Origin of the sequence: Haladaptatus litoreus (assembly GCF_900156425.1) — an archaeon.
GTDB classification, from domain to species: domain Archaea; phylum Halobacteriota; class Halobacteria; order Halobacteriales; family Haladaptataceae; genus Haladaptatus; species Haladaptatus litoreus.
Genome location: NZ_FTNO01000002.1, coordinates 168,181 through 194,225, shown reverse-complemented (window position 1 = coordinate 194,225; position 26,045 = coordinate 168,181). Strand labels below are relative to the sequence as shown.

The following is a 26,045-nucleotide window of genomic DNA, read 5'->3' as shown; positions in this document are numbered from 1 at the left end:
GATTTATATACGCCAGTCAATCTCAACGTTGGCCTTACAATTCAGGCTTTTTATCCTACTTCCCGAGGATGGCGTTCGAGACGAGGCGAGACTGCGCGCGTCGGAGCCGTTCCGAGACGGACTGCTTGCTGATTCCTAATTTCGAACTCAACACTTCGAGTGTCGCATCGCGCGGAACGTTGAAATAGCCGACCTCGTATGCGGCGACCAGCGCCTCAAGTTGCGGTTCGGTCAACTGAAACGTTGTGTCATCGTCGCCCGGGGTGTATAGCCGTTTAAGCGAGAAGTCGATGGTTTTCTCGGTGCAGAACTGTTGAAAATCAGCCAACGCGTCGCGGTCGGGAAATCGAATGCGCCGCCGCCAGACGCCCGCTTTTCCGCGTCCCGCCATCGGAACAGCACCGACGTTTTGATACGCGGGATACACTTCTTGCAGGTCACTCCGAGACAGTTCCAACCGATACAGCTTCCGAGTATCGAGGTCTTCGATAATCGCGTGTGAGGCAATCGTGGTGTCCGCTTCGAGGGCGATGTCGAACGCGGTGAAATCGCCGCCGCTCGCCCAGACGATGACGAGCGGCGTGTATCCCTGTGCGACCATCTGTTGGTCGAGTTCGACGGTCATTCCGGGAACCGCTTCGAGCGTCGGTGTTAACGCGAGGGTCGGAGCGTGAATCGTAAACTCCGCGATAACGCTCATTACCGGGGTGACTCATCCCGGGGTCTAAGTGTTTACTGAAAATCGAGTGGCCGGTGACCGATTACTCGTCGATGTCGAGTTTGAACTGTTCGTGTTCGCTCGCGGCGTTCAACACGACGCTGGTGTTGCTCTCTTTGATGTCCGGGTCGATGAGCAGTTTTTTGATTTGTTCGTTCATGCCGTCCGTATCTGTGAACTTGCCGATGGCGATGATGTCGTAATCCCCCGTCACTTCGTACACGCTTATCATCTGGTCGTGGTCTTGCAGTCGGTCGGTCACTTCCGGGAGGGCGTTGCCCTCGACTTTCAACTGGACGACCGCGGTCACGTCGTAGCCGAGTGCGTCGTAATCCACGCGCGGGCTGTATCCTTGGATGACGCCTCGCTCCTCCAAGTCTGCCAAATGGTTCGAGATGGTTGTCACCGAAACGTCAAGTTTCTCCGCGAGACTTCGCAGACTTGCCCGACCGTCACCAAGTAGTTCGTTTACTAACTTCGCATCCAGATTTTCATACGTCATTACACCAACCATCCCACTCCAAGCATTAGAATTTAACGAATATCCAATTCTGGACCAAAATTGCACAATTGACCAACCGTTACAGTTTTAATGATGGATGTATTTGCGTAGACTGTCGATAAAGATGACAGACGGAAATATTGCCGCGAAAGAAGAGGAAGGGTTGGGGAAAGAAGAACAGGATGTTTTAGAAGCAATCGAACGCGAAAACGTAGATTTCGTCCGCCTCCAGTTCACCGACATCACGGGGACGGTCAAGAACGTCAGTATCCCGGCGCACCAAGTCGAGAAGGCCTTCGACGAAGGTATCTGGTTCGACGGTTCTTCCATCGAAGGATTCGCTCGCATTCAGGAGAGCGATATGCGTCTCGAACCCGACCCGTCTACCTTTGCAGTTCTCCCGTGGCGCTCTAACGGCGAAACCGCGAGTGCACGCCTAATCTGTGACGTGGTGAACACCGACGGAACGCCGTTCTCCGGCGGCCCACGACAGGTGCTCAAACGCGTTCTCGACAGAGCCGACCAGATGGGCTACACCGTCAGCATCGGCCCGGAACCGGAGTTTTTCCTCTTCGAGAAGGACGACGACGGCAATGCGACCACCATCCCGCACGACTCCGGCGGCTACTTCGACCTCGCACCAAAGGACATGGCGAGCGACGTGCGTCGTGAAGTCATCTTCACGCTGGAACAGATGGGCTTCGAAATCGAAGCCAGCCACCACGAAGTCGCGGACGGCCAGCACGAAATCAACTTCAAATACGACGACGCGCTCTCCGCCGCGGACAACATCGCAACCTTCCGCGCCGTGGTTCGCGCCGTCGCAGAACAGAACGACATCCACGCCACGTTCATGCCGAAACCCATTTCAGCGATTAACGGCTCTGGCATGCACTGTCACATGAGTCTCTTCGACGAGGACGGCAACGCCTTCGCCGACAGCGACGACGAGTTCAACCTCTCCGAGACGGCGTACAAGTTCATGGGCGGCATTCTCAACCACGCCGAAGCGTTCACGGCAATCACGAATCCGACTGTCAACTCCTACAAGCGTCTCGTCCCCGGTTACGAGGCTCCCGTCTACGTCGCGTGGAGCGGCGTGAACCGCTCGGCACTCCTCCGTGTTCCGGACGCGGCAGGCGCGAGTTCGCGCTTCGAAATCCGCAGTCCCGACCCGTCGTGCAATCCGTATCTCGCACTCGCCGTCGTCATCAGTGCTGGACTTGAAGGTATCGAGAACGATGCAGACCCCGGCGAACCTGTCCGTGAGGACATTTACGAGTTCGACGACGAGAAACTCGATGACTACGGCATCACTATGCTCCCTGCCAGTCTCTCGGAAGCAGTTGATGCACTCCAGACGGATGAAGTCATCACGGAGGCGCTCGGCGAGCACGTCGTCGAGAAGTTCACCACGGTCAAAACCGCCGAGTACGACGACTACAAAACCTACGTCAGCGGCTGGGAGAAAGAGCGTTACTTGGAGAAGTTCTAACGCCGATTCAGTCGTTCTATCGCTTGTTTTTCGTTACTGTCCCGCGATTCGCGGATAGGCGACGACGCCTGCCTGAACCACTGCATTGACGGCGAACACCGCGACGAGCGGAAGCGACAGTTCGAGTCCGACGTAAGAGAGGGCGCCGAGCGCGACAATTCCGGCGGCGCCTGCGATAGGGGTTACTGACCCATCTGGGGGGCCGACTTCCCGCCACAACAGCAAGGCACCGACCGTGCCACCGAATGCGGCGACAGCGTCGAGCATGCCGTGTTCGGTCGTTGGCGGTTGCAGCGCCAACAGCACCGCGGTCAGCGCAATGACGACTGCGAGCGCGAATGCGGGAGTCGGTCGCCAGCGCAGTCCCTTGACGACGAACGCGAGATACGCGAGGCCGACCGCAACGCCGACGATAACGTCGATTGCGAAGTGAACGCCGATGATGATTCGAGACATGATGACCAGCGTGACGATACCGGCGGCTCCGGCGATTCGTATCCCGCGATTCCATCGGTCTACCGCCAACGCGAGAATACCCCAAAATACCGTGGAACCGATGGCGTGGCCGCTCGGGAAACCGTAGCCACTCGCATCGACGATTCGGAGTGCTTCGTTCGGCCGGGGCAGTGCGAAAAACTCCTTCAGTGCGAGCGTCAACGCGAGCGCGCCCAGCGTTACGGCGAGGACGAACGCGAATCGCTCGCGGTCGTCGTTGAACCAGTAGCAGAGCGCGCCGACGACGAAGAGGAACCACACGTCCCCGAGTTGCGTGACGTACGCGAACAGTTCGGGTGCCCAACCCGGCAACACTTCACGAAACGCTTCGATAAGACCCCAGCCCCGAGTCATGGTTACGAACGCCAGTCGCGGATTCGTCCGCCGACGCGGCCGGGGACGCCGACCGCGCTAACGCCGAATCCGACCAGAACCATGAGCGTGTACAGTCCGAGGGTCGAGAGCCAGATAACGAGCATGGCGGCGATGGCCCATCCGCTTTCGAGCCATCGGAACGCGCCGAGCGTCATCACTGTCCCGTAGAGGAGAACGAGATACGGTCCCCATCCGCGGGCGTGTCCGCGCCGCATCCGTCTGCGGACGTACCGCTTTAGCTCCGACTCCAGTTTGGGTTTCTGAACCGTGCGCTCATCAACGTCTTGCTCGAACTCCTCGAACTCCGATTGGAGACGCTCTACGTCGCCATGCAGTTCGAGGATGTCCGGGGCGGACTGCTCTGTATCGTCGGTCATGTACTCTCCTGAGTCTACCTGCTGTTTGCTGTTGGTTGCTCCCGCATCTTTAGTTTTCCTGAAAGACCCTCCGGCGAGAACTGCGTTCACCACCGCCCCGAGCAGGAGAACGATTGCACCGAGATAGAGCCACGAAACTAACAACAGCGCGCCGCCGAGGACGCCGTAGGCGGCGAACTGCGCCGCGGATTCGACGTATGCTTGAAACAGCGCTTGGAGGGCGACCCAGCTAACCGTCGCCAGTATCGTCCCCGGAAGCGCCTCTCGAACCGTCACGTCGGCATCCGGAAAAAAGTAATAGAGAGGCAGAAATACCGGTGCGAGTGCGAACAGAACGACGACAGAGGAAAGCGGTTTTGCGAACGGAACCCACGAAAACGCGGAAAAGACGACGCTTCCGAGGGCGAGGCCGAGGAGCGCCAGCGCAATGACGACGACTACGATGGACGCATCGACTAGCGTTTCGAAAAACGACTCTTCGTGGTTCGAATCGTACACCCGCGAAAACGCCTTATCGAGGCCCCGAAAGACCCGAAGCGTACTCCACACGAGGACGAGGACACCGACAATCGTCGCGCTACTGCGTCCCGACCTGCTCGTGAACGCTTCGTAGATGACTGCCTCCGCCGCAGGCGAAAGAAACTGCTGGGCGGTCATGACGACTTCGGTGGCAATGCGTTCGCCGCCGACGATGGAGACGACTGCCAATCCGAGGAGGAGGGCCGGAAGTATCGAGACGAACGCGTAGAATGCGATTCCGGCGGCGAGGAACGTGATTTCCTGCTCACGCACCTCGGCGGCGATTTCGCGTGTAGTTACTCGAAAATTCACACCTGTTACTTCCACGAAATCGCACAAATAATTTCGCTACGTCTCGGTCGCGATTCGGATTTCCTCGACGCTGGCGGGGGTCTTGAACGTCGTGCCACCGTAGTGTGCGCGGGAGGCCTCGTGGCCCGCGTCATGGAGTCGCTCCAAAAACTCGTCCATGCCGGAGGCGGAGCGCGTCCACTCCTTGCAGAGGCGGTGTTGGTCGTAGTGAGTCGGTTCGTGCAACTCCCCTTCGAGTGCGTCGAGAAGCTTGGTCGCCTTTTTGGCACTTCCCATCTCTTCCGTCACGTTTTCACGCACGTCCGCGACGAAGTCCGCGTCGTGGGTCGCGCCGAGCCAAACCGGGCCAGCAGTCAAAACGCGGTTGCCCTCGCAGGCCGGGCAGGTTTCGGGCGGATTCGCAATCAGACCGTGCTCGTGCTCGCGGTGGAGGCAGTCCTCGCAGTGGTAGATATGGCCGAGTTCGTCAACCGAACTGTTCGCGTCCGTCGCGCGGTGGTCGAGTTCGAGATACGTCCGGACGTAGTGGCTCGTCGCGTGAGTCAGAATCGGTCTGACGCCCGTATCGTAGCGCGCGGCGGTTCGGGCGAGCGCGGAAAGGAGGATTCGAACGCCGACTTCGGCGTGGTAGTCGGTGTTCCGTGGAATCGCGCTGTACTTTCTGACGCCGCTGTGGAAGTGCGCGCCGCAGAGGGGTGCCGTATCCGTCGCCGTCACGCAGACGAGGTCGCGGGTGTTGGCGAACGCGGCGTCCGCGAAGGGAATCGGGGTTCCAAAGGGGTCGATGTCGACGATGTCGAACACCGACTCGTGCATGAGCGCGTTGGCGTTCCGGTGGACGACTTCGCCCGGCAGGTCGTTTCGTTCGAAGTTCTCGCGGCAGAGTTCCACTGCATCCGGGTCGATGTCGGCGCAAGTCACGTCCCAGTCGTTTTCGGCGGCCCGAACCCCGCGGATTCCCGAGGCTGCCATGGCGTCGAGATAGCTCTCGGCCCGCGGTTCTCGGTCGCGGTAGGTTCGCAGGACAGCGACGGTCAGGTCGCGGTTCAACTCCTGTACCGGGTTGAAAAACACGTCGTCAGTGATGCTGTCCCCGTCCTGTTCCGGGACGACCACCTCGACTCCTCCTTCGCGGACGTTCATGACGTGGATTCTGCGTTCCGTGCCGAAAAGCCCAGCGAGTTCGACTGCGACGAGGATTTTGAACGACTGTCGCTGTCAGCATTGATTTTGGTGGGGCAGTGCAGATTGGACATGGTTTTAGTGGAGTAATATCGTTTTCAAATCACGACTACAAATCGCCCTCACTCGTCACTCGCTCCTTGCAGTCGCTCGTTTCTCGTTCGCCCGTATCCGCCAGGCCGGCGGAGGGCCGAGTGCCCTGCACTCGGCCCTCAAATGACTGGTTCGCAATCCACAGGTATCGAAAGACGAGTTTCCGAAAAGACGGCTGGTCGAATTTGGGTTGGGCCGGGCGCGCGAGCGCGCCCGGCCCTGCTTTCCTAGCGGCAACGGCGAAGCGAGGAGTAAGCGACTGCAAGGAGCGAGCGACAAGCGAGGGCCGGGGGAAATCAGAGATTTCCTCGGGTGAGCAAACGCGAAGCGTTTGCGAGTCACGGAAAACCGTCGGTTTTCAGGTGCCGCGAAAGGCGGAGTCTTTCGCAGGCGTGACCTACAGCCGTGACTTCTGCGCTCGTCACATCATCACAATCAATGCTCAAGTCCTCCTGAAAATCCAACCACTTTCCTGTTTCTGACCATCTACCTGCTATCGGAATGGGTTTATTTCGTCCGTCCGAACCGGCCACCCGTGCGTCCGGTGTCCCATTCGTCCCGTCGTCCGAAATTGTCCACGGAGGGGAAGCTATGAATCCCGTCCAACAGTGGCAAGCAGACCTCGACGACGTGGAATCGCTGACGCCGGAAATAGTGAATCGAATCCTCAAACTGCACGACGACCGGGGAATGCAGGCAATCGAGGCGGTGTCCGAAAAACGGGTGAAACGGTACCGCGATTTCGTGGTCGTCGTCGGATTCGAGGACGAGTACATCGTAGAGGGTGGGTGTACCTGTCGGGATAGCGAATACAACTTAGACTCGGACGACCCGACGGAACTGTGCTGGCACGTCCTCGCCGCGAAAATCGCCCGGCGAATCGACGCGATGGACGAGCACGACATGTGGTATTCGGACGTTCGGGAATTTCTGTAAACTCGGCTTTCTCGGCTACTCTTCGGTGCAAATGTCCACGAAGTTTTGGAGGATGCGAAGCCCCGTCTCGCCGCTCTTTTCGGGGTGGAACTGCGTTCCGAACACGGTTCCCGATTCGTTGGCGACGATGCTGGGGAACCGAGTGCCGTAGTCGGTTTCTGCCACAACCGCGTTCTCGTCCTCGGGAACGGCGTAGTAGGAGTGGACGAAGTAGGCGTACTCTCCATCGATGCCTGCCGCAATTGGGTGGTCGCGCTCCACCGACAGTTCGTTCCAGCCCATGTGCGGAACTTTCTGTCCCTCGCCGAACCGGACGTTCGTTCCTGGGACGAAGTCCAGTCCGGTGACTTCACCCTCTCCGGCGCGCTCTGCCTCCTCGCTCGTCGTCAACAGCATCTGCATGCCGAGGCAGATACCGAACACCGGGGTTCCGTTTTCCGCGGCCTCTACCAGCGCGTCACGGTACGGCCCGGCGTTTTCGACGCCTTCGCGGAACGCGCCGACGCCCGGCAGGACGATTCCGTCTGCTTCCTCAAAGGTGGCGGGGTCGTCGGAGATTTCGACGTCCGCCCCGGCGCGTTCGAGGCCGCTGACGGCGCTCCGGAGGTTACCGAGTCCGTAATCCACGACCACGACGGAGGCGGTTTGTTCTCGCATGCGTTCTGCTTGTTCCATACCGGTCGGTAGTGACTCGGTGCACAAACGGTTTTGCGTTCACCCCAATTCTCCCGACGTATCTGTTTATTTTGGTTCGGGGGTGACGTTTCCTTCTATCCCCTTCGTTGATGTTCCAGTTTCCCCACATCTTCAACTATAAATAACTCGACTCGTTAGCTACTGATATGAACCCCTCGCCCTCCTCGCTCTCCAGACGCGGGTTTCTCACGGCGTCCGGAACCGTCGGCATGTCCGCCGCAGTCGGGCACGCACAGACTACCACCACTACGTCGGAGGAAACCCAACAGGAACCTGATTGGACGTTTTCGAAGTCCGACATTGATGCGTACTATCCGTTCGAAACGGCAGATGGCGTTGCATACGTTCTCGGTACTTCCGAGTCGGATGGGAGGAATCAGTACGAAATCACTCTCTATGCAATCGATCAAGCGAACAGAACGACGTTGTGGACGGAAACGTTTCCGTCGTTCGCCAATATGGCCGTCGAGGACGGCACCGTCTTCGTCACCACCACGACCGGCGATGGCGAGAGACGGCAAAACTACGAACTGCGCGCGTTCGATTCGAAAAATGGTTCCGAACAGTGGCGACACCCTGTCCATGAGTATCCGCGCCAACTGACAGCCGAGGGTGACAGTATTTACGTCGCAGGAAATCGCGGAATCGAGGCAATCGACATCGACTTCGGGTCGGAAGTATGGCAGTCGGACGCCGAAATCGGAGAGGTCTATATGGTTTCTCACCTCGGCAGTCTGATTTATATATCTACGAGGGACGGTGTGTACGCACTTTCGGACGACGACGGGAAAGAACAATGGCATCGGAATGGGCAAAACGTCGAGGGGGCGGATGCCATCGACGTCGATAGAAATCCACTCCGATTGCAGGTAGCCACCGAAAAGGGCATTCTCTGTCGAAGCGGTTCCACGGCGGTTTTTCTCGAACCCGAAGACGGCGCTGTGCAGTGGACGGCCTCCCTCGACAACTCGAACTATTCGGAACCGGTGCTTCACGGAGACACGGTGTATTTCTGGGGTGACTCCCTATCTGCAGTTTCCGTCGGCGACGGAACGATACGCTGGGAGTACGACGAAACGAATAGACGGGAGCGAGGACGCTCCGTCGTCGTGGCCGATGGAGCGGTGTTCTCGATAGTCGATCAGACAATCGTCGCGGTGAACTTCGACGGTTCCGAGCGATGGACGTTCGAACTGTCCGAAGAAGACGACTATCGCCTGTCGTGGGGAGACATCGCCGATGGCACTTTCTACGTCGTTCACGGGAGCAAACTGCGCGCGCTCTCGACAGAGGACGGCACTGTCGAATGGTCGTTCCAACCAGACGAGGAGATGACGATGATAACTGTCTCGGAGGATGCCGTCCTCCTCGGAACGCAAGGGTCGCTGTACGGTTTCGACTTGCCCCAGTCGATTCCCGAAATACTCGTGGACGAGACGACCCACTTTTTCACCTCCGGGGTCGGTATCGCCCTGTCCAGCATCCTCCTCGGAAGCGGCGTGTTCGTCGCGTATCGTCGGATGAACGCGGAACCGGAATCGCCGGATGGCACGGCAAAACCCGAACTGGATTCCGAATCCCAACCTGCCTCGGAACCAGCGCCGGAACCAGAACCGGAGTACGGTCGTCTGGAACGCATCGCCAGCGACGAGTTCACCGAAACGTTCCGGGTCAGAAAACGAAGCGACGACGGCCCTCGCGTCGTCGTCGAAAAGCACCTGACCGACTCGACCCTCGCCGGGGAGTTCCAATCGGCAGTCGAACAGTGGGCCGACCTGAGCGACCGCAAAGGTGTCGTTCCCGTCCTCGATTTCGGGGACGACTGGGCCGAACTCCCCGAGTACGAGGGCGGGTCGCTCGCCGACGGCGAGCGACCCACAGGGGAGCGAATCAAAGCCCTTTCGGACGCGAACATGACCGTTCACAGGGCACACGGTGACGGACTGATTCACGGCGGCCTGACGCCTGAAACGATTCTGCTCGATAGTGACGGGCGAGGTGGCGTGAGCGACTGGAAACTCGCCAGAGTCCTCGCAGACCATCGTGATTCCTCGCCATACGACGCGCCGGAACAGGTCGCGGGCGAGGCGGCGGACGAACGAACCGACGTGTATCGCCTCGGTGCGATTGCTCATTTCGCCCTCACTGGCGATGCGCCTGCGGGCGCATCGCCGCCGACTGCGGATGATTCTCCCTCTCCGCAGGACTACACCTCCCTCTCCCCGGATATAGCCGACGTGCTTTCGACGGCGATGGCATCCGACCCGGACGACCGGTATCAATCGGTTGTGAAATTCGACGACATGTTGCGCTGGGCGACGTTCCGCGCTTGAGTCGGACGAGAAAGAACGAAATATCTCCACGCCGTCGTACTGTTGGGGGAACTCTGTGTGGTCACTGCGCTACTGATAGTCGGATTGTTAGTTGCCGTCTTCGTCGGCTATAACATCGGTGGGTCATCGACGGGCGTCGCGTTCGGCCCCGCGGTCGGAAGCCGAATCATTGGGAAAGTCGGTGCGGGAGTGTTGTTCACATCCTTTGCACTCTGGGGCGGCTGGACGGTCGGCAGAAACGTCATCGAAACCATGAGCGACGGCATCGTTCCGGCGAGTCAGTTTACGCTCGAAACGAGCGTCGTCGTGCTGTTTTTCGCTGGATTCGCGCTCCTCATCTCAAATCTGTACGGCGTGCCAGCATCGACATCCATGACCGCAGTCGGGGCAATCGTCGGCCTCGGATTGGCGACGGATTCGCTGAACGAGTCGCTCATGTTCACCATCGTTTCGGCGTGGATCGTCGCCCCGCTGGCGGCGTTCTGGGTTGGTTTTCTCATCGGTCGCTACATCTACCCGTATTTGGACGCTCGATTTTCCTTCTCCAGAATCGAGGGGGGACTGTTTCGACTCGACCGCTCGGCTTCGATTCCGCGACCGGCACTCAACACGGCCGTCGGAAAACGCGACGTAACAGGGGCGATTTTGGTGCTCGTCATCGCCTGCTACATGGGCTTCAGCGCGGGTGCATCGAATGCGGCCAACGCCGTGGCCCCACTAGTCGGGGACGGCTCGATTACCATCGAACAGGGGATTTTGCTCGCTATCGGTTCCATCGGTCTTGGGGGATTGACTATCGCCCGCCGAACGCTCGACACGATTGGCGAGGGAATCACCGACCTGCCGATTTTGGCGGCGCTCATCGTCTCGATAATCGGAGCGACCATCATCACGGTTCTCTCCCGACTCGGGATTCCGGCCAGTCTCGCGGTCAGCACGACCTCGTGCATCATCGGACTCGGATGGGGGCGCGCCAGCCGCGCCGTGGCTCTCACTGACGTGGCGGAATCCGCGATACAGCCGGAACCTGCACCCGACGTTGACCTCTCGGCGGGTGCCCTCATCGCCGAAACGAGCGATGCCGAAGTGCCCCCCGGTCCGACAATTGGCGAAGTCGCGGAGGGGGAAGTCCCGACTCCACAAAAATCGCGTGACGGCGGCGAGACGCCGGAGGTCCCGCCAATCGGTGAAGAGAGCATCGAGGAACTGGCGGCCGAGAGCCTGTTCGACCCGGCGGCGACGAGTCGAATCGTCGTCCTCTGGGTCCTCTCGCCTACGATTTCGGCGGTTGGATCGTACCTCCTGTTCGAGTTCGTGTTAGGAACCGGGTGAACTGGCGAGCCAAGCCATCGCAAATCGCGGTTCAGCGTTCACTCCGATTCGTGTCGCAACCAGAGAAAATCTCTTTACTCCGTTACAGTCGTGTCCTCGTGCATGGGGGAGCACGTTCTCGTTCCGATAGATGGCTCACCGGCATCGAAGGCGGCGCTGGACTACGCATTGACCCAGCACGAGGTCGAAATTACGGTTCTCACTGTCGTCAATCCGTTCGACATCGACCCGCTGTCGCCGGGATACAAATCGCCGCTGGGAAAAGCCGGGATGCCCGCGTATTCGCAGGAATGGTATCAGAAGGAGTGGGACAACGCGAAGCAATTGCACGAGGAGCTGCGCGAGAAAGCGGACGACGTGCCGTTCGAAAGCGTCGTCGCGTTGGGGCAACCGGCGCGACAGATAGTGAAACACGCAACCAAACACGACGTAGACCACATCATGATAGGAACGCACGGAAAAGAAGACCTCTCGAACGTCTTTCTTGGTTCCGTCGCCGAGAAAGTGGCCCATCGCGCGCCGATGACCGTGACGATAGTAAAATAGTTCAAAACTCGCCGAGACTCGACTGGCCGCCGCTCGACCCCGCCATGGTGGCAGCCTTTTCGATTGCGCTCTCGAACGTCGATTCCTGACTGCGGTCGTACAGCGTCGCCGCGGGGTGAACGCAAATCAGCACGTCTCGGATTTCTCCGCCGAGTTCGGCGTTGGCGATACTTCCCGCTTCGCTCGTCACCGCCACGTTTCTGTCGAGGAGGTGTTGGCTCGGAACCTTGCCGAGCGTGACGATAACGTCGGGATTCACCAGTTCGATTTCGCGCTCCAGATGCTCTCGGCAGTTACTCAGTTCCTCTTTCGTCGGGTCGCGGTTTTCGGGCGGCCGACAGCGCACGCAGTTCGTGATTCGAACGTCCATGCGCGAAAGTCCCGCATCGCGGAGTTTGTCGTCCAGCACGGAACCGCTCCGTCCGACGAACGGTTCGCCTTGCTCGTCCTCGTTCGCGCCCGGCCCTTCCCCGACGAACAGGAGGGCTGCGTCCTCCGGCCCGGTTCCGTTGACGATTTGGCTTCGACAGTCCACGAGCGCCGGACACTGCTCGCAGTCGGTGACTTCCAGTCCCTCCATCGTACCCATGTGCGGAAAAACGAGCGGGATGTATTAAGTCCCCGCGGCCTGTGGTTCTGCTGCTTTCCCTGCCTTATCGTTCCATCCTCTGCCACTCGTCCCCCGCGCGGGCCGCCAGTCGCGCAACCCGGAGCGGTTCCGGACGACCACCTTCCGGCGTGAACGCCCGAACCACGTCGCGGGCTTCGTCCCCGTCAATTCCGACGTTCCGGATGAAGACGGTTTGGTCGTTGACCGCGAGTTCGTGCCGGGGTGGCTGTCTGCGGTAAGTTTCCTGCCGCCGTTCGAGCGCCTCGCCGGAAAATTCGGTTTCGAGGCCGGTTTCCAATCCGTCGCTTTCTTCGAACGTGACCGAAACAATCGGGCGGGAGAGCGCGTCAGCGATACGGTGCATATCCACGATATTGTACCACGAAAGCGCGATTCCGGCCACGAAAACGTAGCGCACGTCCTCACGGTCGAGACGCTCGCCGAGGTCGATAATCGCGTCGCTCACGTCCGTTCCGCCGACCGTACAGGTTCCAAAAACGAAGCCGTCTGCGACTCGGTTCGCGCGGGTTACCACGCCTGCGAGCGTGCTGGTCGTTTCGCCGTCTCCGCCGTCTCCATCGCTCGCGTTTGCGTGGTACGACTCCGCGACGCCAAGCGCTCTGACGCCGGGTTTCACGCTACTCGTCGCCGTCTTTGATGTCCGAGAGACGATTCAGTAGTTCGTCGTTCGATGCGCCGATTTCGAAGCTGACGCTCCCCTCGTGGTCGTGTTCGGACGTGTTGACGCCGCTGTCGTCGTCCAAATCGGCACTATACTCTCGGTTTTCTTGTTCGGATTCGTCGTAGCTCCCAAAGCCCATGCACTCATAATTATGTTCTTCTCTCACTAAAGTGGCTCGCCGCCCGTCAGAGTTTTGGTAGATGACGGGAAACACCTCGATATGCAAGTCGTAAACGTCACTGCCGATGCCGAGACGTTCACCTGCAACGCCTATCTCGTCCTCGGCGACCGCCCCGTCCTCGTCGATGCTGGCGCGATGGACGGCGTGGTGGACGTGATTCGTGAGCACACGGATTCGCTCGATGCAGTCGTTCTGACCCACCAACACGGCGACCACGTCGAACAACTCGATTCCGTACTGGATTCGTTTGATTCGGAACTCGCCGCCTACGACGACCATCCCCGCAGGAACACTGCCATCGAAGACGGCGACACAGTCACAATCGGCGACGAAGAGTTCGAGGCCATCCACACGCCCGGCCACGCGGACGACCATCTCGCCTTCGTCAGCGATTCGACCATCTTCAGCGGCGACGTCGTCGTTCACGACGACGGAGCCTTCGACTACGGTAGTTTCGGACGCACCGACATGCCTGGGCAATCCCGCGAAGAACTCATCGAGAGCATCCGCGAAATCCTCGACCGAATGCCCGATTCGGTCGAACACATGTACGCCGGACACGGTGGCGAGTTCCACGGCGACGTGCGCGACGTTATCGAAACCGCGTTAGAGCGGGCCGAGAAGCGAGAACCGAAATATCCCGAATAGCGCCGACGAACTTTCTGACGATTGGTTAGGTTTGGTGTTCACCTATCTGTTACTACCGTTACCCTCGTTCGAACCGCTGTGATTGCTGATGCTAGGCGCAAGCCACGCCCGACTGCGGGGCGGGCAGGCCGCTGGCCTGCCCGCCCAATCCAAAGTCAACTTGCCGTTTTTTGTGAGAACTCGTTCTGCCGAAATCTGTGGAAACCCACGCAATCACTCGACGGATTTGGCGGGGGAGCGAGTGAGTCGAGATTTGCAAACGACACCTCACGAAATCCACTTTCACGAACGTCGTGACCTGCGCCCAGCAGTACAGCATTCACTGTGTCTGGGTCGACCTCTCGATTAACGTACTCCACTCCACACGATTGTTATCATTGCTCACGAACGTTTTTCTAGTCAGTCAACATGAGTCTCGGATATGCCCGGCCCAGTTTTTCTCTCCGGCGACCGAATCGACCTCAGAACCATCGAGAAAGACGACCTTGACTTTCTCCAAACGACCATCAACGACCCCGGGGTTCGTCAGTATCTCGGCAGTCGGTCACCCATCAACGGCCACCAAGAACAGGAGTGGTACGAAGAGCGATGTTCGGACGACGACCACACCCACCTCCTCATCTGCCGGGACAAAGAGCCGATGGGAACCGTTGGACTCCACCCGAAGGACTCGACAGGCGTCAACGGCGAAATCGGCATCCTCCTCGCCGAGGAGTTCTGGGGCGAAGGCTACGGTACCGAAGCCAGTCGGCTCATCACCGACTACGGCTTCCGCGAACGTCGCCACCACCGCATCATGGCCCGCGTCTTCTCGGGTAACATCGGGTCGGCGCGAATCTGGGAGAAACTCGGCTTCCGACACGAAGGCACGCACGTCGAAGCGGAGTTTTTAGACGGCGACTACGTCGATGTCGAGTTCTACGCGATTCTCGAAGAGGAATGGTTCGACCGAGAGATGGAGACGTAGCCGTCGCTTCTCGGTCGCTGTCCGCTAAAAAACGGAAGTCGGCTTATGCGCTCCGTGGCTCTTTGCTTTTCGGGCGGAGTTTCCCGTAGCCGCATTTTCGGCACTGCTGTGCTCGCTGTGGGTTGCGGGCGTTACAGCGCATGCAGATCATCTTTTCGAGCGTTCGTTTTTCCGCGGCGTCGAAACTGGCCATACGGAGCGTTTTCTTCCGCGCGCGTTTAAACGTTTTTGAGTTGCCGTGAGGCTGGATAGTGGTTGTTTTGCCGTGAGCGTGAATGGTTTTCCGTCCGTCACTCGTCGGAACCGTCCGATTCGCCTGCGTCCAGATACTCCTGTTGCACTGCTACTACCTCGCTCGAATTTTCACACTCTGCGTACCGGCGAAGTGGTTCGTCGTTCAGTTCGAGGAACGTCTGCCCCCAGTTGAATTTCGAGAGGATTTTTTCTGCGTGTTCTCGTTCGCCGAGGATACACAGGCCCGCCGCAAACGCCTCTACGGTGTTCAACTGGAACGGCCTGCCGTAGTTGACGGGGTTCGCCGCGACGAGAAACGGGAGTGCGCGATGGACGCCGGGCATCTCGAACAGGGCTTTCCCGGCGCTCTCCCACGAACAGTCGAGTGCGACGAGATTCCCGCTTTCCTCTCTGTCCGCTGGCGAAAGCGCTTGCTCCGCGTGCGGATTGAGCACGATTCCGTAGGGCGTCGCCCCCGTCGAGCGATGCAGGTCCGTGAGGTCGAATCGCGCGAGTTTCCGGGCCGTGCATTTTTTCGGGTCGTCGTCACCCTCGTACCGGACGTGGAGTTTCACTGGCGAACGCTTAGCGCGGGTCGCTGAAAAAAAGCGCGATAGAAATCACTGGATAGCGTGGGAGATGAGCGCCCCGGCAGATTGCCGGGATGGTATGGAAACAGACGTTCTCTTGAGTACTGATCGGCCGGGGGTTCCCGGCAGGCATGGATTTCGATGATGACTGTATAGACGTTTATATGACAGCTATTGCCCGCAATTGACCGCTCAATACTGCTCTATAGTCCCTTTGTTTCGTTCCGATTCGTTCCGGTGCCGGGACGCTAAAGAGGCCGGTCCGCGTTCTCCCGCGTATGAACTCTGAGGTGGTCGTTCGCGGCTACTACGACGCCATCGACGCGCACGACTACGAGACGTTCGAGGGACTGCTCACGCCGGACGTGGTTCACGAGCGCCCGGACAGAACCATCGAAGGCCGGGAAACCCTCGTTACCTTCATGCGCGACGACCGGCCGAACAAGCAGACGACGCACGAGATTTCCGAGGTTGCGGAAAACGGCGCGAAAGCGGTGGTCGAAGGTCGTCTGCTCGATTCCGACGGCGAGCAACTGTTCGCGTTCGAAGACGAGTTTTCGATTGCGGACGGCCGAATTGCGAAAATTCGAACTCGAACTCGGTGAGAGGCGGTTCTTTCGCTGAAAGGATGCGGCAACGGAACTGCAAAAATCCCAGTTCGACGGCCGTTGTTTACATATCAACCCGTTCTTTTTCGCCATTTGCTACCTTGTTCCATACAAGATGGCGTCTTCACGAACACAGACACGGGGCGCGCGGAACAGAGTCATGGGCACGATAGCCGTGCTGGCTGTCGCGCTGCTGGTCGCCGCGGCAACCGGGTTGTATCGCGTCTTTTCTTACCTTGCGGCGTTGTTCATCGTCGCGAACTTCGGCGTTGCTTCCATCGAGCGAAACGATGGCGAACTCAATCTCGCACCGTACTCCCCCCTCCTGCTCGGATTGGGGGCGGTTTTCACAATCGGATTTACGATTATCTGGTTGCAGTGGAATCCGAGCGTCACCGAGTACACGTACGTTCTCGGCCTTCCGATTCCGACGCTGGCGTACTTCGGGTTCCTCTGGCTGTTGCCAATTCTCGGCGCATTTTACTACGCCTTTGCCTTCCCGAAAATCGGAAGCGACGACGTGGTCGATGACATTATGACCGACGTGCGGCAGGTGCAACGACGAAAACGGTTCCCCCTTTCCGCGGCCCCGGCCGAGGCTGACGGTGCAGGAACGTCCGGCGAGGTAGGAACGTCCGGCGCTGCCGGACGTTCGAAGAGTGCTGACGACGCAAGCAGTTCCGGAGAGTCTGCAACGACTGGCGACGAATCGCCGCAGGCAACCGGAGGTGACCAGTGATGACGCTACCGTTGATTCCGCTACAGGAAATTCCGGTTACGGACAGTCCCTACGTCCTACTTTTCGGCGGACTCTATCTGCTGATGGTGCTCGGCATCGGCGTCTGGGGCTACCTCCAAACCGAGAGTACCGAGGACTTCCTCATCACCGGAAAGAGCATCGGAACGTGGGTGCTTGCTTTGACCGCGTTTTCGGTCATTCAGTCCGGATTCGGCTTCGTCGGCGGTCCCGAACTCGTCTACTCGTTCGGGACGACTGCGCTGTGGATTTTCTTCACCGCCCCGCTCGGATTCGTCGTGACGTGGGTTCTGCTGGCCAAACGGATGCGCCTGCTGGCAGACATCCGCGACGTGATGACGCTCGCGGACGGAATGTACGTCAGATACGAGAGCGCGTGGGTTCGCGGCCTGACCGCAGTCGCGGTCATCGTCGGCGTGATGGCGTATCTGGCGACGAATCTCGCCGCGCTTCAGTACGTCATGCGGGCGATTTTCGGTTTGCCAGTGCTGTGGGGACTGGTCATCGGCGCGCTCATCCTGCTCCTGTACAGTGTCCTAGGCGGCATGATTGCTGGCGTCTGGACTGACTTCGTGCAGGCAATCACGATGATTGTCGGGTCGGTGTTCGTCTTCTCCTACGCGCTCTCGTTCGGTGGCGGAATGCAGTCGATTTCGCAAAACCTCGCCTCCGCCGACCCGGCGTTCATCTCGCCGTTCGGCGCGATGGGTGCGGCGGGTGCGACCATCTTCACGGCACTCGGTTGGTGGATTCTGTTTTCGGTCGGTGCGGCGGGACAGCCACACCTCATCACGAAGTTCTACATGAGTCGGAATCTCAAAATCCTCCGCTGGGGTGCACCAATCGCCGCGGTGACCTACGCGATTTCCAGTCTGCTCGCGTTCTCCACCGGCCTGTCGATGCGCGCGATGGTCGAAGCGGGACAGACCGCCGCGCCACAGGACCCGGCCAGCGTCGGCCCGATTTTCGTTCTCCAACACACTCCCGGCATCGTGGCTGGGCTCATTCTCGCGGCACTGCTCGCGGCCATCATGAGCACCAGCGACTCGTTCCTGAACATCGGTGCGGCGGCGGTTTCCCGCGACATTCCGCGGGCGCTCGGCCGACCCATCAGCGACGATAAAACCGAACTTCGAGTGACACAGGCCGCGCTCGCCGGTTTGACGATTGCCTCGACGCTTATCGTCTACTTTTCCGAGGCGCTGGTCGGCATCCTCGGCACTATCGGCTGGGGATTCTTCGCGGCGGCGTTCTTCGCCATCGCGGGCCTCGGGTTGAATTGGAAGGGGGCGACGAAAGAAGGCGCAATCGCCGCCCTCGTCGGCGGGTTGACGGTCAACCTGTTCTACAGCGCGGTGCCGTCGATTGCCGACACGATTGGACTGTCGGGCGTCGGCACTGCAATCACGAATCTGTATCCGTTCCCCGGTTCGTTCCCGGTCGGAACGGTCGCGCTCTTGGTGACCATCGCCTTGTTCATCGGCGTCTCGATAGCGACGCAGGAACGGACGACGGTTCCGGAGGACATCGCCATTTTGCTCGAACGATAGCATGAGTAGAGTGGCCCAATCAAACGAAACCATGACCGACAATCTCGATAGCTCCGACACCCCCGACGAAAGCCTGCTCGCGCACCTCACGGGCTGGTTTCGTCAGCGTCCCACGTCGATGGAGTACTGGGAACTGCTCGTCACCGACGAGCGACTCGTCTGGTGTTTCGTCGGCGAATCGTTCAAATCCATGCTCTTGCGGGCGGATACGGGCGAACGGCGACGACAGGAAATCGAAAACGCCACACCACAACGAGTACTCACGCTCAGCGAGCGGAACTTCGCCGTTCCGCTCGCCGCGGTCGAGTCGATTCGGCTTCGAGACGGCTCGCTGTTTCGCCGGGCGGCGTTGACCGTGGAGTGGGAAACGGACGACGAATCCGACTCGTTCGAACTTCACGCGACGAAATCGGCGGACTCACAGGTGGGGGATGTGGAAGCACTGCAAAACGAATCCGCACTTTCCCACGTCGCTGTCGAAGTCGAAACGTCGAACGGACTGTTCTGATTTCGGTTTTTGAATCCTGTTTTCGAGTTGTTACTTTCGGGCCAGTACGGTTTCGTCTTCGACCTCGGGAAACGACGAGACGATTCGTTCGAGGACTTTTCCTTCGGCCCGCCGGAGATTCTTCGAAGCCGCGGTTTTCGACACATCAAACTCCTCGGCCAGCGTGCCGAGCGTCGCGTTTCGGGGCGTCTGGAAATAGCCCCCGTCAACCGCCTTCTTCAGCGTTTGACGTTCCCTCTCGGAGAGGTCACGACAGCCGTCGAGGACGTTTTTCGCCGCGCCGAGGTGCTGGATTACGTCGAGGTAGTCCTCGAACGACGTGGCGTTTCGGCTCTCGACGCGAAAATCGTTGTCGTCTTCCAAAGCCGAGAGGGCATTGTCGGTGTTGTCTGCGGTGTCGAAACCGACGCTCCAGAGTTCGCTCCCGTCGCTGATTTGAAACGGGCCGGTGATGTAGCCGTCGTGTTCTCGAATGGTTCGCATGGCGTTCGTCTGCCCGATGAAGGATTTGATGACCGCGGTGTTTTCCCGACGCGAAAGGAGTTCGAATCCCAACATTCCGTCGTGACTTTTGAGCGCGCTTAGACCATTCGTCAACGCGCCGCGGTCGTCTCCGGTAACGAGGATTCTGGTTTCCAACTTCTGTTTGGCCGTGTTGAAATCCCAGTGCATCGTATGAAACGAGACATCGACTTCGTCCGTTACGTCGATGTATGGACAGTCGTACTGTACCATGTCCATTGTTACCGAAATCATAACCCATGTCATCGTTCATGCCAAATATAGGTGGCGAAAATTGCCATCCGGCTTAAATTTACATATCAACCTCATGGTTTTCCCCCATTCGCCGTCTCAGCTACCCCACGAATGACTGGCTCACAGCGCGAGGCTGACGACCGAATTTCCCCGCCGGAGACGACGATTGACGACATTCTCACCGTCGATGACGACCATTTCACCACCGAGAACGTCTGTATCGTAACCGGCGCGGGGTCTGGAATCGGGCGTTCGACCGCCATCGCACTGGCGGCAAACGGCCTCACCGTCGTCGGAACTGACGTAGACGAATCCGGATTGGACGAAACCGCGGACAAAATCGCGGAACTCGAACTCGCTGGCGAGTTCGAGTCGGTCACCGCCGACCTGACCGAGGACGACGACCTCGACAGAATCGTGGATTCTGCCGCAGACCACGGCACGATTCGCTACCTCGCCAACATCGCCGGGATGCAACACATCGACTCCATCGAGGAGTTCCCGATGGAAACCTACGACACGATTCACGAAATCATGCTCAGAGCGCCCCTCTACCTCTCGAAACGCTGTCTGCCTCACATTCGCGATACGGACGACGGCGTGGGCTGTGTCGGCAACATGTGTTCGGTTCACGGGCATTACGTCACCGCGGACAAGGTCGCCTACAACGTCTCGAAGTTCGGCCTGCGTGGCCTCACACAGTCGATTGCGGCAGAAGGCGACGGTTCGATTCGCTCGTTCTCGGTCAGCACGGGCTACGTGAAGACGCCGCTCGTCACGAACCAAATTCCAGATACCGCAGACCAGCGCGGAATTTCCGTCGATGAAGTCGTAGAGGACGTGATGCTCGGCCAAGCGCGAAGCACGGAGATGATGGAACCCGTCGATGTTGCCAACCTGTTCGTGTTCGGCTTTTCGAAACACGCGAAACACCTGAACGGCGGGGATTTGTTGTTCGACGGCGGGATGACGCTGACGTACGACTAGTTTGAAACCGACTTACGTTGTTGTTCTGAAATGTGAGACGACCGTTTTACTCTTTGTCGCCCGACCCGAGGGCGCTCTCGCCGACGGGTTCGTGGCCCTCGATGATCTCCTGTCCACCCATGTACGGGCGCAGGACTTCTGGCACGGTGACGGTGCCGTCGTCGTTCTGGTAGTATTCGAGGATGGCGACCATGACGCGCCCGACGGCGGTTCCCGAGGCGTTCAGGGTGTGCAGGTACTCCGTCGATTCGTGGCGCTCAGGGCGGTAGCGCAGCCCCGCCCGGCGTGCTTGGAAGTCCTCGAAGTTCGAGGCCGACGAGACTTCGAGCCAGCGACCGCCCGCTTCCGGTCCGTCGTCCATGTCGTCGCCGGGTGCCCAGACTTCAATGTCGTAGGTTTTGGCCGACGAGAACGTCAGGTCGCCCGTACAGAGGTTGAGGATGCGGTACGGCAGGCCGAGTTGTTGGAGCACTTCTTCTGCCTCCGCGAGCAGTCCTTCGAGTCGCTCGTAGCTGTTTTCGGGTTCCACGAAGTTCACCAGTTCGACCTTGTTGAACTGGTGGACGCGCACGATTCCGCGCGTCGCCACACCGTGTTCACCGGCCTCCCGCCGGAAGTTCGGCGTGTAGGCCTGATGCTTCAGCGGTAGGTCTTCCCGCAGGAGAATATCTCCGGCGTACATGTTCGTCACCGGAACCTCGGCGGTCGGGCAGAGCCAGAGGTCGTCGCCCTCGATTTTGTAGGCGTCGTCGGCGAACTTCGGCAGTTGCCCCGTCCCGGTCATAGCCTCGCTATCGACCGGAACTGGCGGAAACACGTCCACGTACTTCTGTTCGCGGTGCAAGTTCAGCATGAACTGGATGAGCGCGTGTTCCAGTCGCGCGCCGTCGCCCTTGAGGAAGTAGAAGCCGCTTCCGGCGACTTTCGCCCCGCGCGCCTCGTCGATGATTTCGAGGTCTTCCCCGAGGTCGTAGTGCGGAGTTACTTCGTCGGGTAAGTCGCGCAGGCTGTCGAAGCCCTCTCTGCGAATCTCCTCGTTGTCCTCTTCGTCCTCGCCGACTGGCACGCTCTCGTGCGGCACGTTCGGAATTTCTAAGATGCGCTCTTCGAGTTCCGAATCGAGTTCCTCGGCGCGTTCTTCGACCTCTTCCAGTTCGGCCTTGAGCGCACCCGAGCGCTCGATTGCTTCTTGGGCTTCTTCCTCTTTGCCTTCCTGTTTCAGGTCACCGATGCTTCGGCTGACCTCGTTTCGTTCGTGGCGCAGGTCGTCGCCCTGCGCTTTCAGTTCTCGCCACTCTTCGTCCATGTCGAGGAACTCGTCCACGTCCACGTCGGCACCTCGGTTTTCGAGGGCCGCCCGGACTTCGTCGGGATGTTCCCGGATATACTTCCTGTCGAGCATTCCTGTGTCGGGTTTCAGTCCGCCTGCAAAAAACCGTATCGCTCTTTCGACTGCGGGATGGGAGATGATGTAGTAGAGGTTTTTGATGAGTCAACGAATCAGTTGTCGAATATCGGGTTGGTCAAGCGAGTACAGTTTTGCTGTTAGCAATTGCCGACTCCAAATGACCGCCACCGCACCGCATCCATCCACACGCCTCCCCAACCGATTCCTTCCTTCGTTCCACTCAGTCAGTCATCCCTCGCGCGATAGTCGGCAGGCCTTCGGGACGCCCGCAGGCCTGCTGACGCACGCGCCACCGCGGTTTGTGTCGATTTCGGAAAATCGCCTTTCTACATGGCGCGCGCTGGCGTGGCGGCGAGGACTCCACGTCCGAGTCGCCATCGCTGAAGACGTGCGAGGGATGAGGCTTGCAAGACGCAAAGCGTCTTGCTGACCTGCGGCCGTAGCCCGCAGGTATCGCAGGCTGAAAGCCGAGAAACGCAGTCGGTTGAGGAGGCGTGTGGCCTGTGGTGGCGGTTGCGGTATTTGTTGACGTGATCTGTTCCTCTGTTAACCGAACTAACCCTACTGGTGACCACCATCGAAGAAGTTCCATCCCGTCCTACAAATCCACATCCTTCTCCTCGACGCGAATCGTTTTTCCCGTCGGCCCGCACGTATCCTGTATGGCAATTGGCGACCTGTGGGAAGTCACGACGGGCGACTGTTCAGACCTCTACTACCTCGATACTGGGATGTACGACACGGAAGGTTACGGTGCGGTGTACATCCTCGATACCGACAAACCGGCAATCATCGACTCGGGAATCGGGACGAACTACGAACGAATCCTCGACGCGCTGGATGAACTCGACATCGCGCGGGAAGACCTGCAATCTATCGTCCTGACTCACGTCCACCTCGACCACGCTGGCGGGGCGGGGTTCATCGCCGACGAGTGCCCGAACGCGGACGTATTTATCCACGAAATCGGTGCGCGTCACCTCGTGAATCCGGAGTATCTCGTCAAGGGAACGAAAAGCGCGGTGGGCGACCAGTGGGAATTTTACGTCGAACCGAAACCGGTGCCGGAAGACCGCATCGTCGAACTGACTGACGGCGACGTAATCGAATGCGGGCACGAGCTGGAAGCCACCCACGCGCCGGGACACGCGCCACACCAACTCATCTTCTACGACCGGGAGAACGACGCGGTGTTCACCGGCGACGCGGCAGGCATCTGGGTGCCGAAAATCGAGCGAATCCGCGAAACCTCGCCTCCGTCGGATTTCGACCTCGATACGTGTCTAGACGATGTAGAAACCATCCGCGAAATCGCCCCGACGACGCTTCTCTACCCGCATTTCGGCCCGCGTCCGTACTCCGACGAGGCGATGGACGAGTACGGCGAGGTGCTCTCACAGTGGGTCGCGGCGGTCGAATCCCGACGCGCCGCGGCGGACGACGACGAGGCGGTTATCGAGCATTTTGTGGAAGAACAGGAGATGAACGACGTGTGGGGGAAACGAAAGGCCGAGGCCGAAACCGTGTTGAACACCCGCGGAGTTCTCCATTATCTCGACCAGAGAGACGACGACTGATTCACGGGAATCACCGAAAACGACAATAAACTCTTGTATCGTTTTACACTACCTTAATGTCACATGGGTTTGAACAGGGCGGTATGGAGTGGCGTGACGCAGAGCAGGAGTACACAGACCCGGCCATCGGGCGAACGACGTTGGCCCGGATGTTCGAAGACAGTGCCGAGCGACACGCGAATCGCCCCGCACAGCAGTACAAAGGTGGCGTGTACAGTCGCTCGCTCACCGAAACCGTGCTTCCGGCGGCACCGGACGGCGAGTTTCGTGCGCTTTCGTACGCCCAAACGCGTGACATCGTTCACAACCTTTCCGCCGGATTCCGAGACCTCGGGGTTTCTGCGGACGACCGAATCGGTATCTTCGCCGATACGCGAATGGAGTGGGCACAGTCCGATTTCGCCCTGCTCGCGGCAGGTGCGGTCGTAACGACCGTCTACCGGAGTTCGTCGGTTTCGCAGGTCGAATACCTTCTCAGCGACCCGGAAGCGACCGGCGTCGTCGTGGAAAACGAGGATTTGTTGGAGCGCGTTCTCGCGGTCGAAGACGAACTCGACCTCGAATTCATCGTCGTGATGGACTCCCTCTCGCGGGAGTACGACCGCGACGACCTCTACACCCTCGCCGAGGTTCACGACCGAGGTAAAGAACTCTTCGACCCGGAGGAGTACGAATCGTGGCTTGACGCTCGCGACCCGGACGACCTCGCCACGCTCATCTACACCAGCGGAACGACCGGCAGGCCGAAGGGTGTCCGACTCACCCACTGGAATTTCCGTTCGAACGTCAATCAGTCGTACCGACGGTTCGGCCCGCGACCGGACAAAAACGTCCCGACCATCGACCAACACTCCAGCACCGTCTCTTTTCTCCCCCTTGCACACGTTTTCGAGCGAATGGCCGGCCACTTCCTGATGTTCGCCGCCGGAGCGACGGTGGCCTACGCGGAGAGTCCGGATACCCTCCGCGACGACTTTCAGGCGGTTCGACCCACGACCGGAACCAGCGTCCCGCGCGTGTACGAACGAATCTACGACGCGATTCGCTCGCAGGCCGAAGAGAGCGACACGAAACGCAAAATATTCGAGTGGGCGACCGATGTGGGCGTCGCCTTCTACGAAACCGACTCGCCGGGCGTCGGCCTTCGCGCCAAAAAGGCCCTCGCGGACAAACTCGTCTTCAACAAAGTCAAGGACGGTCTTGGCGGCAACGTGGAGTTCCTCATCAGCGGCGGTGGGAGCCTTTCGGCCGACCTCTGTGCGCTGTATCACGGGATGGGACTGCCGATTCTCGAAGGCTACGGCCTGACCGAAACCTCACCTGTCATCTCCGTCAACCCACCTGAAGAGCCGAAAATCGGCACCATCGGCCCGCCACTACTCGGGCAAGAAGTGAAAGTAGATACGTCGATGGTCGGCGAGCAGTTCGCCGACGCCGACGGCGAAGTCGGCGAACTGCTCGTGAAGGGGTCGAACGTCACCGACGGCTACTGGAACATGCCCGAGGCAACAGAAGAAGCGTTTACCGACGACGGCTGGTTCCGAACCGGCGACATCGTGGAAATTCGCCCGGACGACTACATCGCCTTCCGCGAACGGGCGAAGGAACTGCTCGTGCTTTCGACGGGCAAAAACGTCGCCCCCGGCCCCATCGAGGATGCTTTCGCGGCTATCGACATCGTCGAACAGTGCATGGTGATGGGCGACGGGAAGAAGTTCGTCAGCGCGCTCATCGTTCCGAACGAGGCGGAAGTCCGCGCCCGAGCGAAGCGAGAGGGAATTTCGCTTCCCGAGGATGCAAGCGAACTGTGTCGAGACGACAGAGTACAAGAGTGGATAGAATCGGCGGTGGAAGAAGCGAACCAACGGTTCGAGTCCTACGAACAAATCAAGCAGTTCCGCGTCGTTCCGGTCGAATTCACCGAGGACAACGACCTCCTTACGCCGACGATGAAGAAAAAACGCCGGAATATCCTCGATAGATTTGCCGACGAAATTGAGGCAATATACGCCGAGTGAGTGCGGGCGTTTTTATATCATCGGGTTACTCAGTTGGAGTACATGGAGGGTCG

At 59.3% G+C, this 26,045-nt stretch carries 29 protein-coding genes; 15 read left to right on the top strand and 14 right to left on the bottom strand.

The window, feature by feature from the left end; all coding sequences use genetic code 11:
* Positions 1 to 55 precede the first annotated feature (55 nt).
* On the bottom strand, positions 56 to 700 hold the full coding sequence (locus tag BW974_RS12055; RefSeq protein ID WP_076430533.1) for a helix-turn-helix domain-containing protein: 645 nt from the start codon (positions 698 to 700) through the stop codon (positions 56 to 58).
* Between the two features lie 61 nt (positions 701 to 761).
* A complete protein-coding gene (gene lrp, locus BW974_RS12050; RefSeq protein WP_076430532.1) occupies positions 762 to 1,220 on the bottom strand; it encodes an HTH-type transcriptional regulator Lrp in 459 nt (152 codons plus the stop codon).
* A 124-nt stretch (positions 1,221 to 1,344) separates the two neighbouring features.
* Between lrp and glnA the strand changes: the two genes are divergently transcribed.
* On the top strand, positions 1,345 to 2,715 hold the full coding sequence (gene glnA, locus BW974_RS12045) for a type I glutamate--ammonia ligase (RefSeq protein ID WP_076430531.1): 1,371 nt from the start codon (positions 1,345 to 1,347) through the stop codon (positions 2,713 to 2,715).
* Positions 2,716 to 2,748: 33 nt separating this feature from the next.
* Here the strand turns inward: glnA and BW974_RS12040 are convergent, their stop codons facing one another.
* From BW974_RS12040 to BW974_RS24660, 4 genes are all read right to left on the bottom strand, one after another.
* Positions 2,749 to 3,564 (bottom strand): phosphatase PAP2 family protein, encoded by an 816-nt coding sequence (locus BW974_RS12040; protein WP_076430530.1) that lies wholly within the window; start codon positions 3,562 to 3,564, stop codon positions 2,749 to 2,751.
* A 2-nt stretch (positions 3,565 to 3,566) separates the two neighbouring features.
* Complete coding sequence (locus BW974_RS12035) at positions 3,567 to 4,793, bottom strand: YihY/virulence factor BrkB family protein (RefSeq protein ID WP_245800061.1); 1,227 nt, start codon at positions 4,791 to 4,793, stop codon at positions 3,567 to 3,569.
* 36 nt (positions 4,794 to 4,829) lie between these two features.
* Positions 4,830 to 5,936, bottom strand: coding sequence for a tRNA (guanine(26)-N(2))-dimethyltransferase (locus BW974_RS12030; RefSeq protein ID WP_076430528.1), 1,107 nt, complete (start codon positions 5,934 to 5,936; stop codon positions 4,830 to 4,832).
* 148 nt (positions 5,937 to 6,084) lie between these two features.
* On the bottom strand, positions 6,085 to 6,333 hold the full coding sequence (locus BW974_RS24660) for a hypothetical protein (RefSeq protein WP_139328868.1): 249 nt from the start codon (positions 6,331 to 6,333) through the stop codon (positions 6,085 to 6,087).
* A gap of 326 nt (positions 6,334 to 6,659) precedes the next feature.
* On the opposite strand from BW974_RS24660, the gene BW974_RS12025 reads away from it, so the two are divergent.
* Positions 6,660 to 7,004: a hypothetical protein gene (locus BW974_RS12025; protein WP_076430934.1), complete on the top strand. Its 345-nt coding sequence runs from the start codon at positions 6,660 to 6,662 to the stop codon at positions 7,002 to 7,004.
* A 15-nt stretch (positions 7,005 to 7,019) separates the two neighbouring features.
* Here BW974_RS12025 and hisH read toward each other — a convergent pair whose 3' ends face one another.
* Positions 7,020 to 7,679: an imidazole glycerol phosphate synthase subunit HisH gene (gene hisH, locus BW974_RS12020; RefSeq protein WP_076430527.1), complete on the bottom strand. Its 660-nt coding sequence runs from the start codon at positions 7,677 to 7,679 to the stop codon at positions 7,020 to 7,022.
* A 167-nt stretch (positions 7,680 to 7,846) separates the two neighbouring features.
* On the opposite strand from hisH, the gene BW974_RS12015 reads away from it, so the two are divergent.
* The 3 genes from BW974_RS12015 (at position 7,847) to BW974_RS12005 (ending at position 11,911) form a co-directional block, all read left to right on the top strand.
* Positions 7,847 to 10,033: an outer membrane protein assembly factor BamB family protein gene (locus BW974_RS12015; RefSeq protein WP_076430526.1), complete on the top strand. Its 2,187-nt coding sequence runs from the start codon at positions 7,847 to 7,849 to the stop codon at positions 10,031 to 10,033.
* Between the two features lie 57 nt (positions 10,034 to 10,090).
* Positions 10,091 to 11,365: an inorganic phosphate transporter gene (locus BW974_RS12010; protein ID WP_076430525.1), complete on the top strand. Its 1,275-nt coding sequence runs from the start codon at positions 10,091 to 10,093 to the stop codon at positions 11,363 to 11,365.
* Positions 11,366 to 11,467: 102 nt separating this feature from the next.
* On the top strand, positions 11,468 to 11,911 hold the full coding sequence (locus BW974_RS12005) for a universal stress protein (protein WP_076430524.1): 444 nt from the start codon (positions 11,468 to 11,470) through the stop codon (positions 11,909 to 11,911).
* Position 11,912: 1 nt separating this feature from the next.
* On the opposite strand, the gene BW974_RS12000 is transcribed toward BW974_RS12005, so the two are convergent.
* The 3 genes from BW974_RS12000 to BW974_RS11990 form a co-directional block, all read right to left on the bottom strand.
* On the bottom strand, positions 11,913 to 12,500 hold the full coding sequence (locus BW974_RS12000) for a uracil-DNA glycosylase (RefSeq protein ID WP_076430523.1): 588 nt from the start codon (positions 12,498 to 12,500) through the stop codon (positions 11,913 to 11,915).
* 64 nt (positions 12,501 to 12,564) lie between these two features.
* Positions 12,565 to 13,158 carry an endonuclease dU gene (locus tag BW974_RS11995; protein WP_076430522.1) on the bottom strand — a complete coding sequence of 198 codons (594 nt, stop codon included), beginning with the start codon at positions 13,156 to 13,158 and terminating at the stop codon, positions 12,565 to 12,567.
* 1 nt (position 13,159) lies between these two features.
* Complete coding sequence (locus BW974_RS11990) at positions 13,160 to 13,342, bottom strand: DUF5786 family protein (protein ID WP_049969499.1); 183 nt, start codon at positions 13,340 to 13,342, stop codon at positions 13,160 to 13,162.
* Positions 13,343 to 13,423: 81 nt separating this feature from the next.
* Between BW974_RS11990 and BW974_RS11985 the strand changes: the two genes are divergently transcribed.
* Both BW974_RS11985 and BW974_RS11980 read left to right on the top strand, forming a co-directional pair.
* On the top strand, positions 13,424 to 14,032 hold the full coding sequence (locus BW974_RS11985) for an MBL fold metallo-hydrolase (RefSeq protein WP_076430521.1): 609 nt from the start codon (positions 13,424 to 13,426) through the stop codon (positions 14,030 to 14,032).
* A gap of 421 nt (positions 14,033 to 14,453) precedes the next feature.
* Positions 14,454 to 14,999 (top strand): GNAT family N-acetyltransferase, encoded by a 546-nt coding sequence (locus tag BW974_RS11980; protein ID WP_076430520.1) that lies wholly within the window; start codon positions 14,454 to 14,456, stop codon positions 14,997 to 14,999.
* 43 nt (positions 15,000 to 15,042) lie between these two features.
* Here the strand turns inward: BW974_RS11980 and BW974_RS11975 are convergent, their stop codons facing one another.
* On the bottom strand, positions 15,043 to 15,192 hold the full coding sequence (locus BW974_RS11975; RefSeq protein WP_076430519.1) for a 50S ribosomal protein L40e: 150 nt from the start codon (positions 15,190 to 15,192) through the stop codon (positions 15,043 to 15,045).
* 97 nt (positions 15,193 to 15,289) lie between these two features.
* Positions 15,290 to 15,808, bottom strand: coding sequence for a DUF367 family protein (locus BW974_RS11970; RefSeq protein WP_076430518.1), 519 nt, complete (start codon positions 15,806 to 15,808; stop codon positions 15,290 to 15,292).
* Positions 15,809 to 16,101: 293 nt separating this feature from the next.
* On the opposite strand from BW974_RS11970, the gene BW974_RS11965 reads away from it, so the two are divergent.
* The 4 genes from BW974_RS11965 to BW974_RS11950 all read left to right on the top strand — a co-directional run bounded on the left by BW974_RS11965 (position 16,102) and on the right by BW974_RS11950 (position 19,246).
* Positions 16,102 to 16,428, top strand: a complete 327-nt coding sequence (locus BW974_RS11965) for a nuclear transport factor 2 family protein (protein WP_076430517.1) — start codon at positions 16,102 to 16,104, stop codon at positions 16,426 to 16,428.
* Between the two features lie 163 nt (positions 16,429 to 16,591).
* The gene (locus BW974_RS11960; protein WP_245800059.1) at positions 16,592 to 17,170 is read left to right on the top strand and encodes a hypothetical protein; all 579 of its coding nucleotides are present in this window, start codon (positions 16,592 to 16,594) and stop codon (positions 17,168 to 17,170) included.
* On the top strand, positions 17,170 to 18,738 hold the full coding sequence (locus tag BW974_RS11955; RefSeq protein ID WP_076430516.1) for a sodium:solute symporter family transporter: 1,569 nt from the start codon (positions 17,170 to 17,172) through the stop codon (positions 18,736 to 18,738). The genes BW974_RS11960 and BW974_RS11955 overlap by 1 nt, the downstream gene beginning before the upstream one ends.
* A gap of 1 nt (position 18,739) precedes the next feature.
* Positions 18,740 to 19,246, top strand: coding sequence for a hypothetical protein (locus BW974_RS11950; RefSeq protein WP_084186268.1), 507 nt, complete (start codon positions 18,740 to 18,742; stop codon positions 19,244 to 19,246).
* 30 nt (positions 19,247 to 19,276) lie between these two features.
* On the opposite strand, the gene BW974_RS11945 is transcribed toward BW974_RS11950, so the two are convergent.
* Positions 19,277 to 20,002, bottom strand: a complete 726-nt coding sequence (locus BW974_RS11945) for a helix-turn-helix domain-containing protein (protein WP_076430515.1) — start codon at positions 20,000 to 20,002, stop codon at positions 19,277 to 19,279.
* Positions 20,003 to 20,113: 111 nt separating this feature from the next.
* Here BW974_RS11945 and BW974_RS11940 point away from each other — a divergent pair, with 111 nt between their 5' ends.
* On the top strand, positions 20,114 to 20,989 hold the full coding sequence (locus BW974_RS11940; protein WP_076430514.1) for an SDR family oxidoreductase: 876 nt from the start codon (positions 20,114 to 20,116) through the stop codon (positions 20,987 to 20,989).
* 46 nt (positions 20,990 to 21,035) lie between these two features.
* Here BW974_RS11940 and serS read toward each other — a convergent pair whose 3' ends face one another.
* Positions 21,036 to 22,391, bottom strand: coding sequence for a serine--tRNA ligase (gene serS / locus BW974_RS11935; protein WP_076430513.1), 1,356 nt, complete (start codon positions 22,389 to 22,391; stop codon positions 21,036 to 21,038).
* A 163-nt stretch (positions 22,392 to 22,554) separates the two neighbouring features.
* Here serS and BW974_RS24655 point away from each other — a divergent pair, with 163 nt between their 5' ends.
* The 3 genes from BW974_RS24655 to BW974_RS11920 all read left to right on the top strand — a co-directional run bounded on the left by BW974_RS24655 (position 22,555) and on the right by BW974_RS11920 (position 25,992).
* Positions 22,555 to 22,827, top strand: coding sequence for a hypothetical protein (locus BW974_RS24655; RefSeq protein WP_139328867.1), 273 nt, complete (start codon positions 22,555 to 22,557; stop codon positions 22,825 to 22,827).
* A gap of 232 nt (positions 22,828 to 23,059) precedes the next feature.
* Entirely contained in the window at positions 23,060 to 23,974 is a 915-nt protein-coding gene (locus BW974_RS11925) for an MBL fold metallo-hydrolase (RefSeq protein ID WP_076430511.1), read from the top strand.
* 83 nt (positions 23,975 to 24,057) lie between these two features.
* Entirely contained in the window at positions 24,058 to 25,992 is a 1,935-nt protein-coding gene (locus BW974_RS11920) for an AMP-dependent synthetase/ligase (RefSeq protein ID WP_076430510.1), read from the top strand.
* Positions 25,993 to 26,045: the final 53 nt, after the last annotated feature.

What these genes read in the sequence shown, in the direction of transcription:
- BW974_RS12055 (WP_076430533.1), bottom strand. Translation starts at nt 700, where the DNA reads ATGAGCGTTATCGCGGAGTTTACGATTCACGCTCCGACCCTCGCGTTA.
- lrp (WP_076430532.1), bottom strand. Translation starts at nt 1,220, where the DNA reads ATGACGTATGAAAATCTGGATGCGAAGTTAGTAAACGAACTACTTGGT.
- glnA (WP_076430531.1), top strand. Translation starts at nt 1,345, where the DNA reads ATGACAGACGGAAATATTGCCGCGAAAGAAGAGGAAGGGTTGGGGAAA.
- BW974_RS12040 (WP_076430530.1), bottom strand. Translation starts at nt 3,564, where the DNA reads ATGACTCGGGGCTGGGGTCTTATCGAAGCGTTTCGTGAAGTGTTGCCG.
- BW974_RS12030 (WP_076430528.1), bottom strand. Translation starts at nt 5,936, where the DNA reads ATGAACGTCCGCGAAGGAGGAGTCGAGGTGGTCGTCCCGGAACAGGAC.
- BW974_RS12025 (WP_076430934.1), top strand. Translation starts at nt 6,660, where the DNA reads ATGAATCCCGTCCAACAGTGGCAAGCAGACCTCGACGACGTGGAATCG.
- hisH (WP_076430527.1), bottom strand. Translation starts at nt 7,679, where the DNA reads ATGGAACAAGCAGAACGCATGCGAGAACAAACCGCCTCCGTCGTGGTC.
- BW974_RS12015 (WP_076430526.1), top strand. Translation starts at nt 7,847, where the DNA reads ATGAACCCCTCGCCCTCCTCGCTCTCCAGACGCGGGTTTCTCACGGCG.
- BW974_RS12005 (WP_076430524.1), top strand. Translation starts at nt 11,468, where the DNA reads ATGGGGGAGCACGTTCTCGTTCCGATAGATGGCTCACCGGCATCGAAG.
- BW974_RS12000 (WP_076430523.1), bottom strand. Translation starts at nt 12,500, where the DNA reads ATGGGTACGATGGAGGGACTGGAAGTCACCGACTGCGAGCAGTGTCCG.
- BW974_RS11990 (WP_049969499.1), bottom strand. Translation starts at nt 13,342, where the DNA reads ATGGGCTTTGGGAGCTACGACGAATCCGAACAAGAAAACCGAGAGTAT.
- BW974_RS11985 (WP_076430521.1), top strand. Translation starts at nt 13,424, where the DNA reads ATGCAAGTCGTAAACGTCACTGCCGATGCCGAGACGTTCACCTGCAAC.
- BW974_RS11980 (WP_076430520.1), top strand. Translation starts at nt 14,454, where the DNA reads ATGCCCGGCCCAGTTTTTCTCTCCGGCGACCGAATCGACCTCAGAACC.
- BW974_RS11975 (WP_076430519.1), bottom strand. Translation starts at nt 15,192, where the DNA reads ATGGCCAGTTTCGACGCCGCGGAAAAACGAACGCTCGAAAAGATGATC.
- BW974_RS11965 (WP_076430517.1), top strand. Translation starts at nt 16,102, where the DNA reads ATGAACTCTGAGGTGGTCGTTCGCGGCTACTACGACGCCATCGACGCG.
- BW974_RS11960 (WP_245800059.1), top strand. Translation starts at nt 16,592, where the DNA reads ATGGGCACGATAGCCGTGCTGGCTGTCGCGCTGCTGGTCGCCGCGGCA.
- BW974_RS11955 (WP_076430516.1), top strand. Translation starts at nt 17,170, where the DNA reads ATGACGCTACCGTTGATTCCGCTACAGGAAATTCCGGTTACGGACAGT.
- BW974_RS11950 (WP_084186268.1), top strand. Translation starts at nt 18,740, where the DNA reads ATGAGTAGAGTGGCCCAATCAAACGAAACCATGACCGACAATCTCGAT.
- BW974_RS11945 (WP_076430515.1), bottom strand. Translation starts at nt 20,002, where the DNA reads ATGATTTCGGTAACAATGGACATGGTACAGTACGACTGTCCATACATC.
- BW974_RS11940 (WP_076430514.1), top strand. Translation starts at nt 20,114, where the DNA reads ATGACTGGCTCACAGCGCGAGGCTGACGACCGAATTTCCCCGCCGGAG.
- serS (WP_076430513.1), bottom strand. Translation starts at nt 22,391, where the DNA reads ATGCTCGACAGGAAGTATATCCGGGAACATCCCGACGAAGTCCGGGCG.
- BW974_RS24655 (WP_139328867.1), top strand. Translation starts at nt 22,555, where the DNA reads ATGACCGCCACCGCACCGCATCCATCCACACGCCTCCCCAACCGATTC.
- BW974_RS11925 (WP_076430511.1), top strand. Translation starts at nt 23,060, where the DNA reads ATGGCAATTGGCGACCTGTGGGAAGTCACGACGGGCGACTGTTCAGAC.
- BW974_RS11920 (WP_076430510.1), top strand. Translation starts at nt 24,058, where the DNA reads ATGGAGTGGCGTGACGCAGAGCAGGAGTACACAGACCCGGCCATCGGG.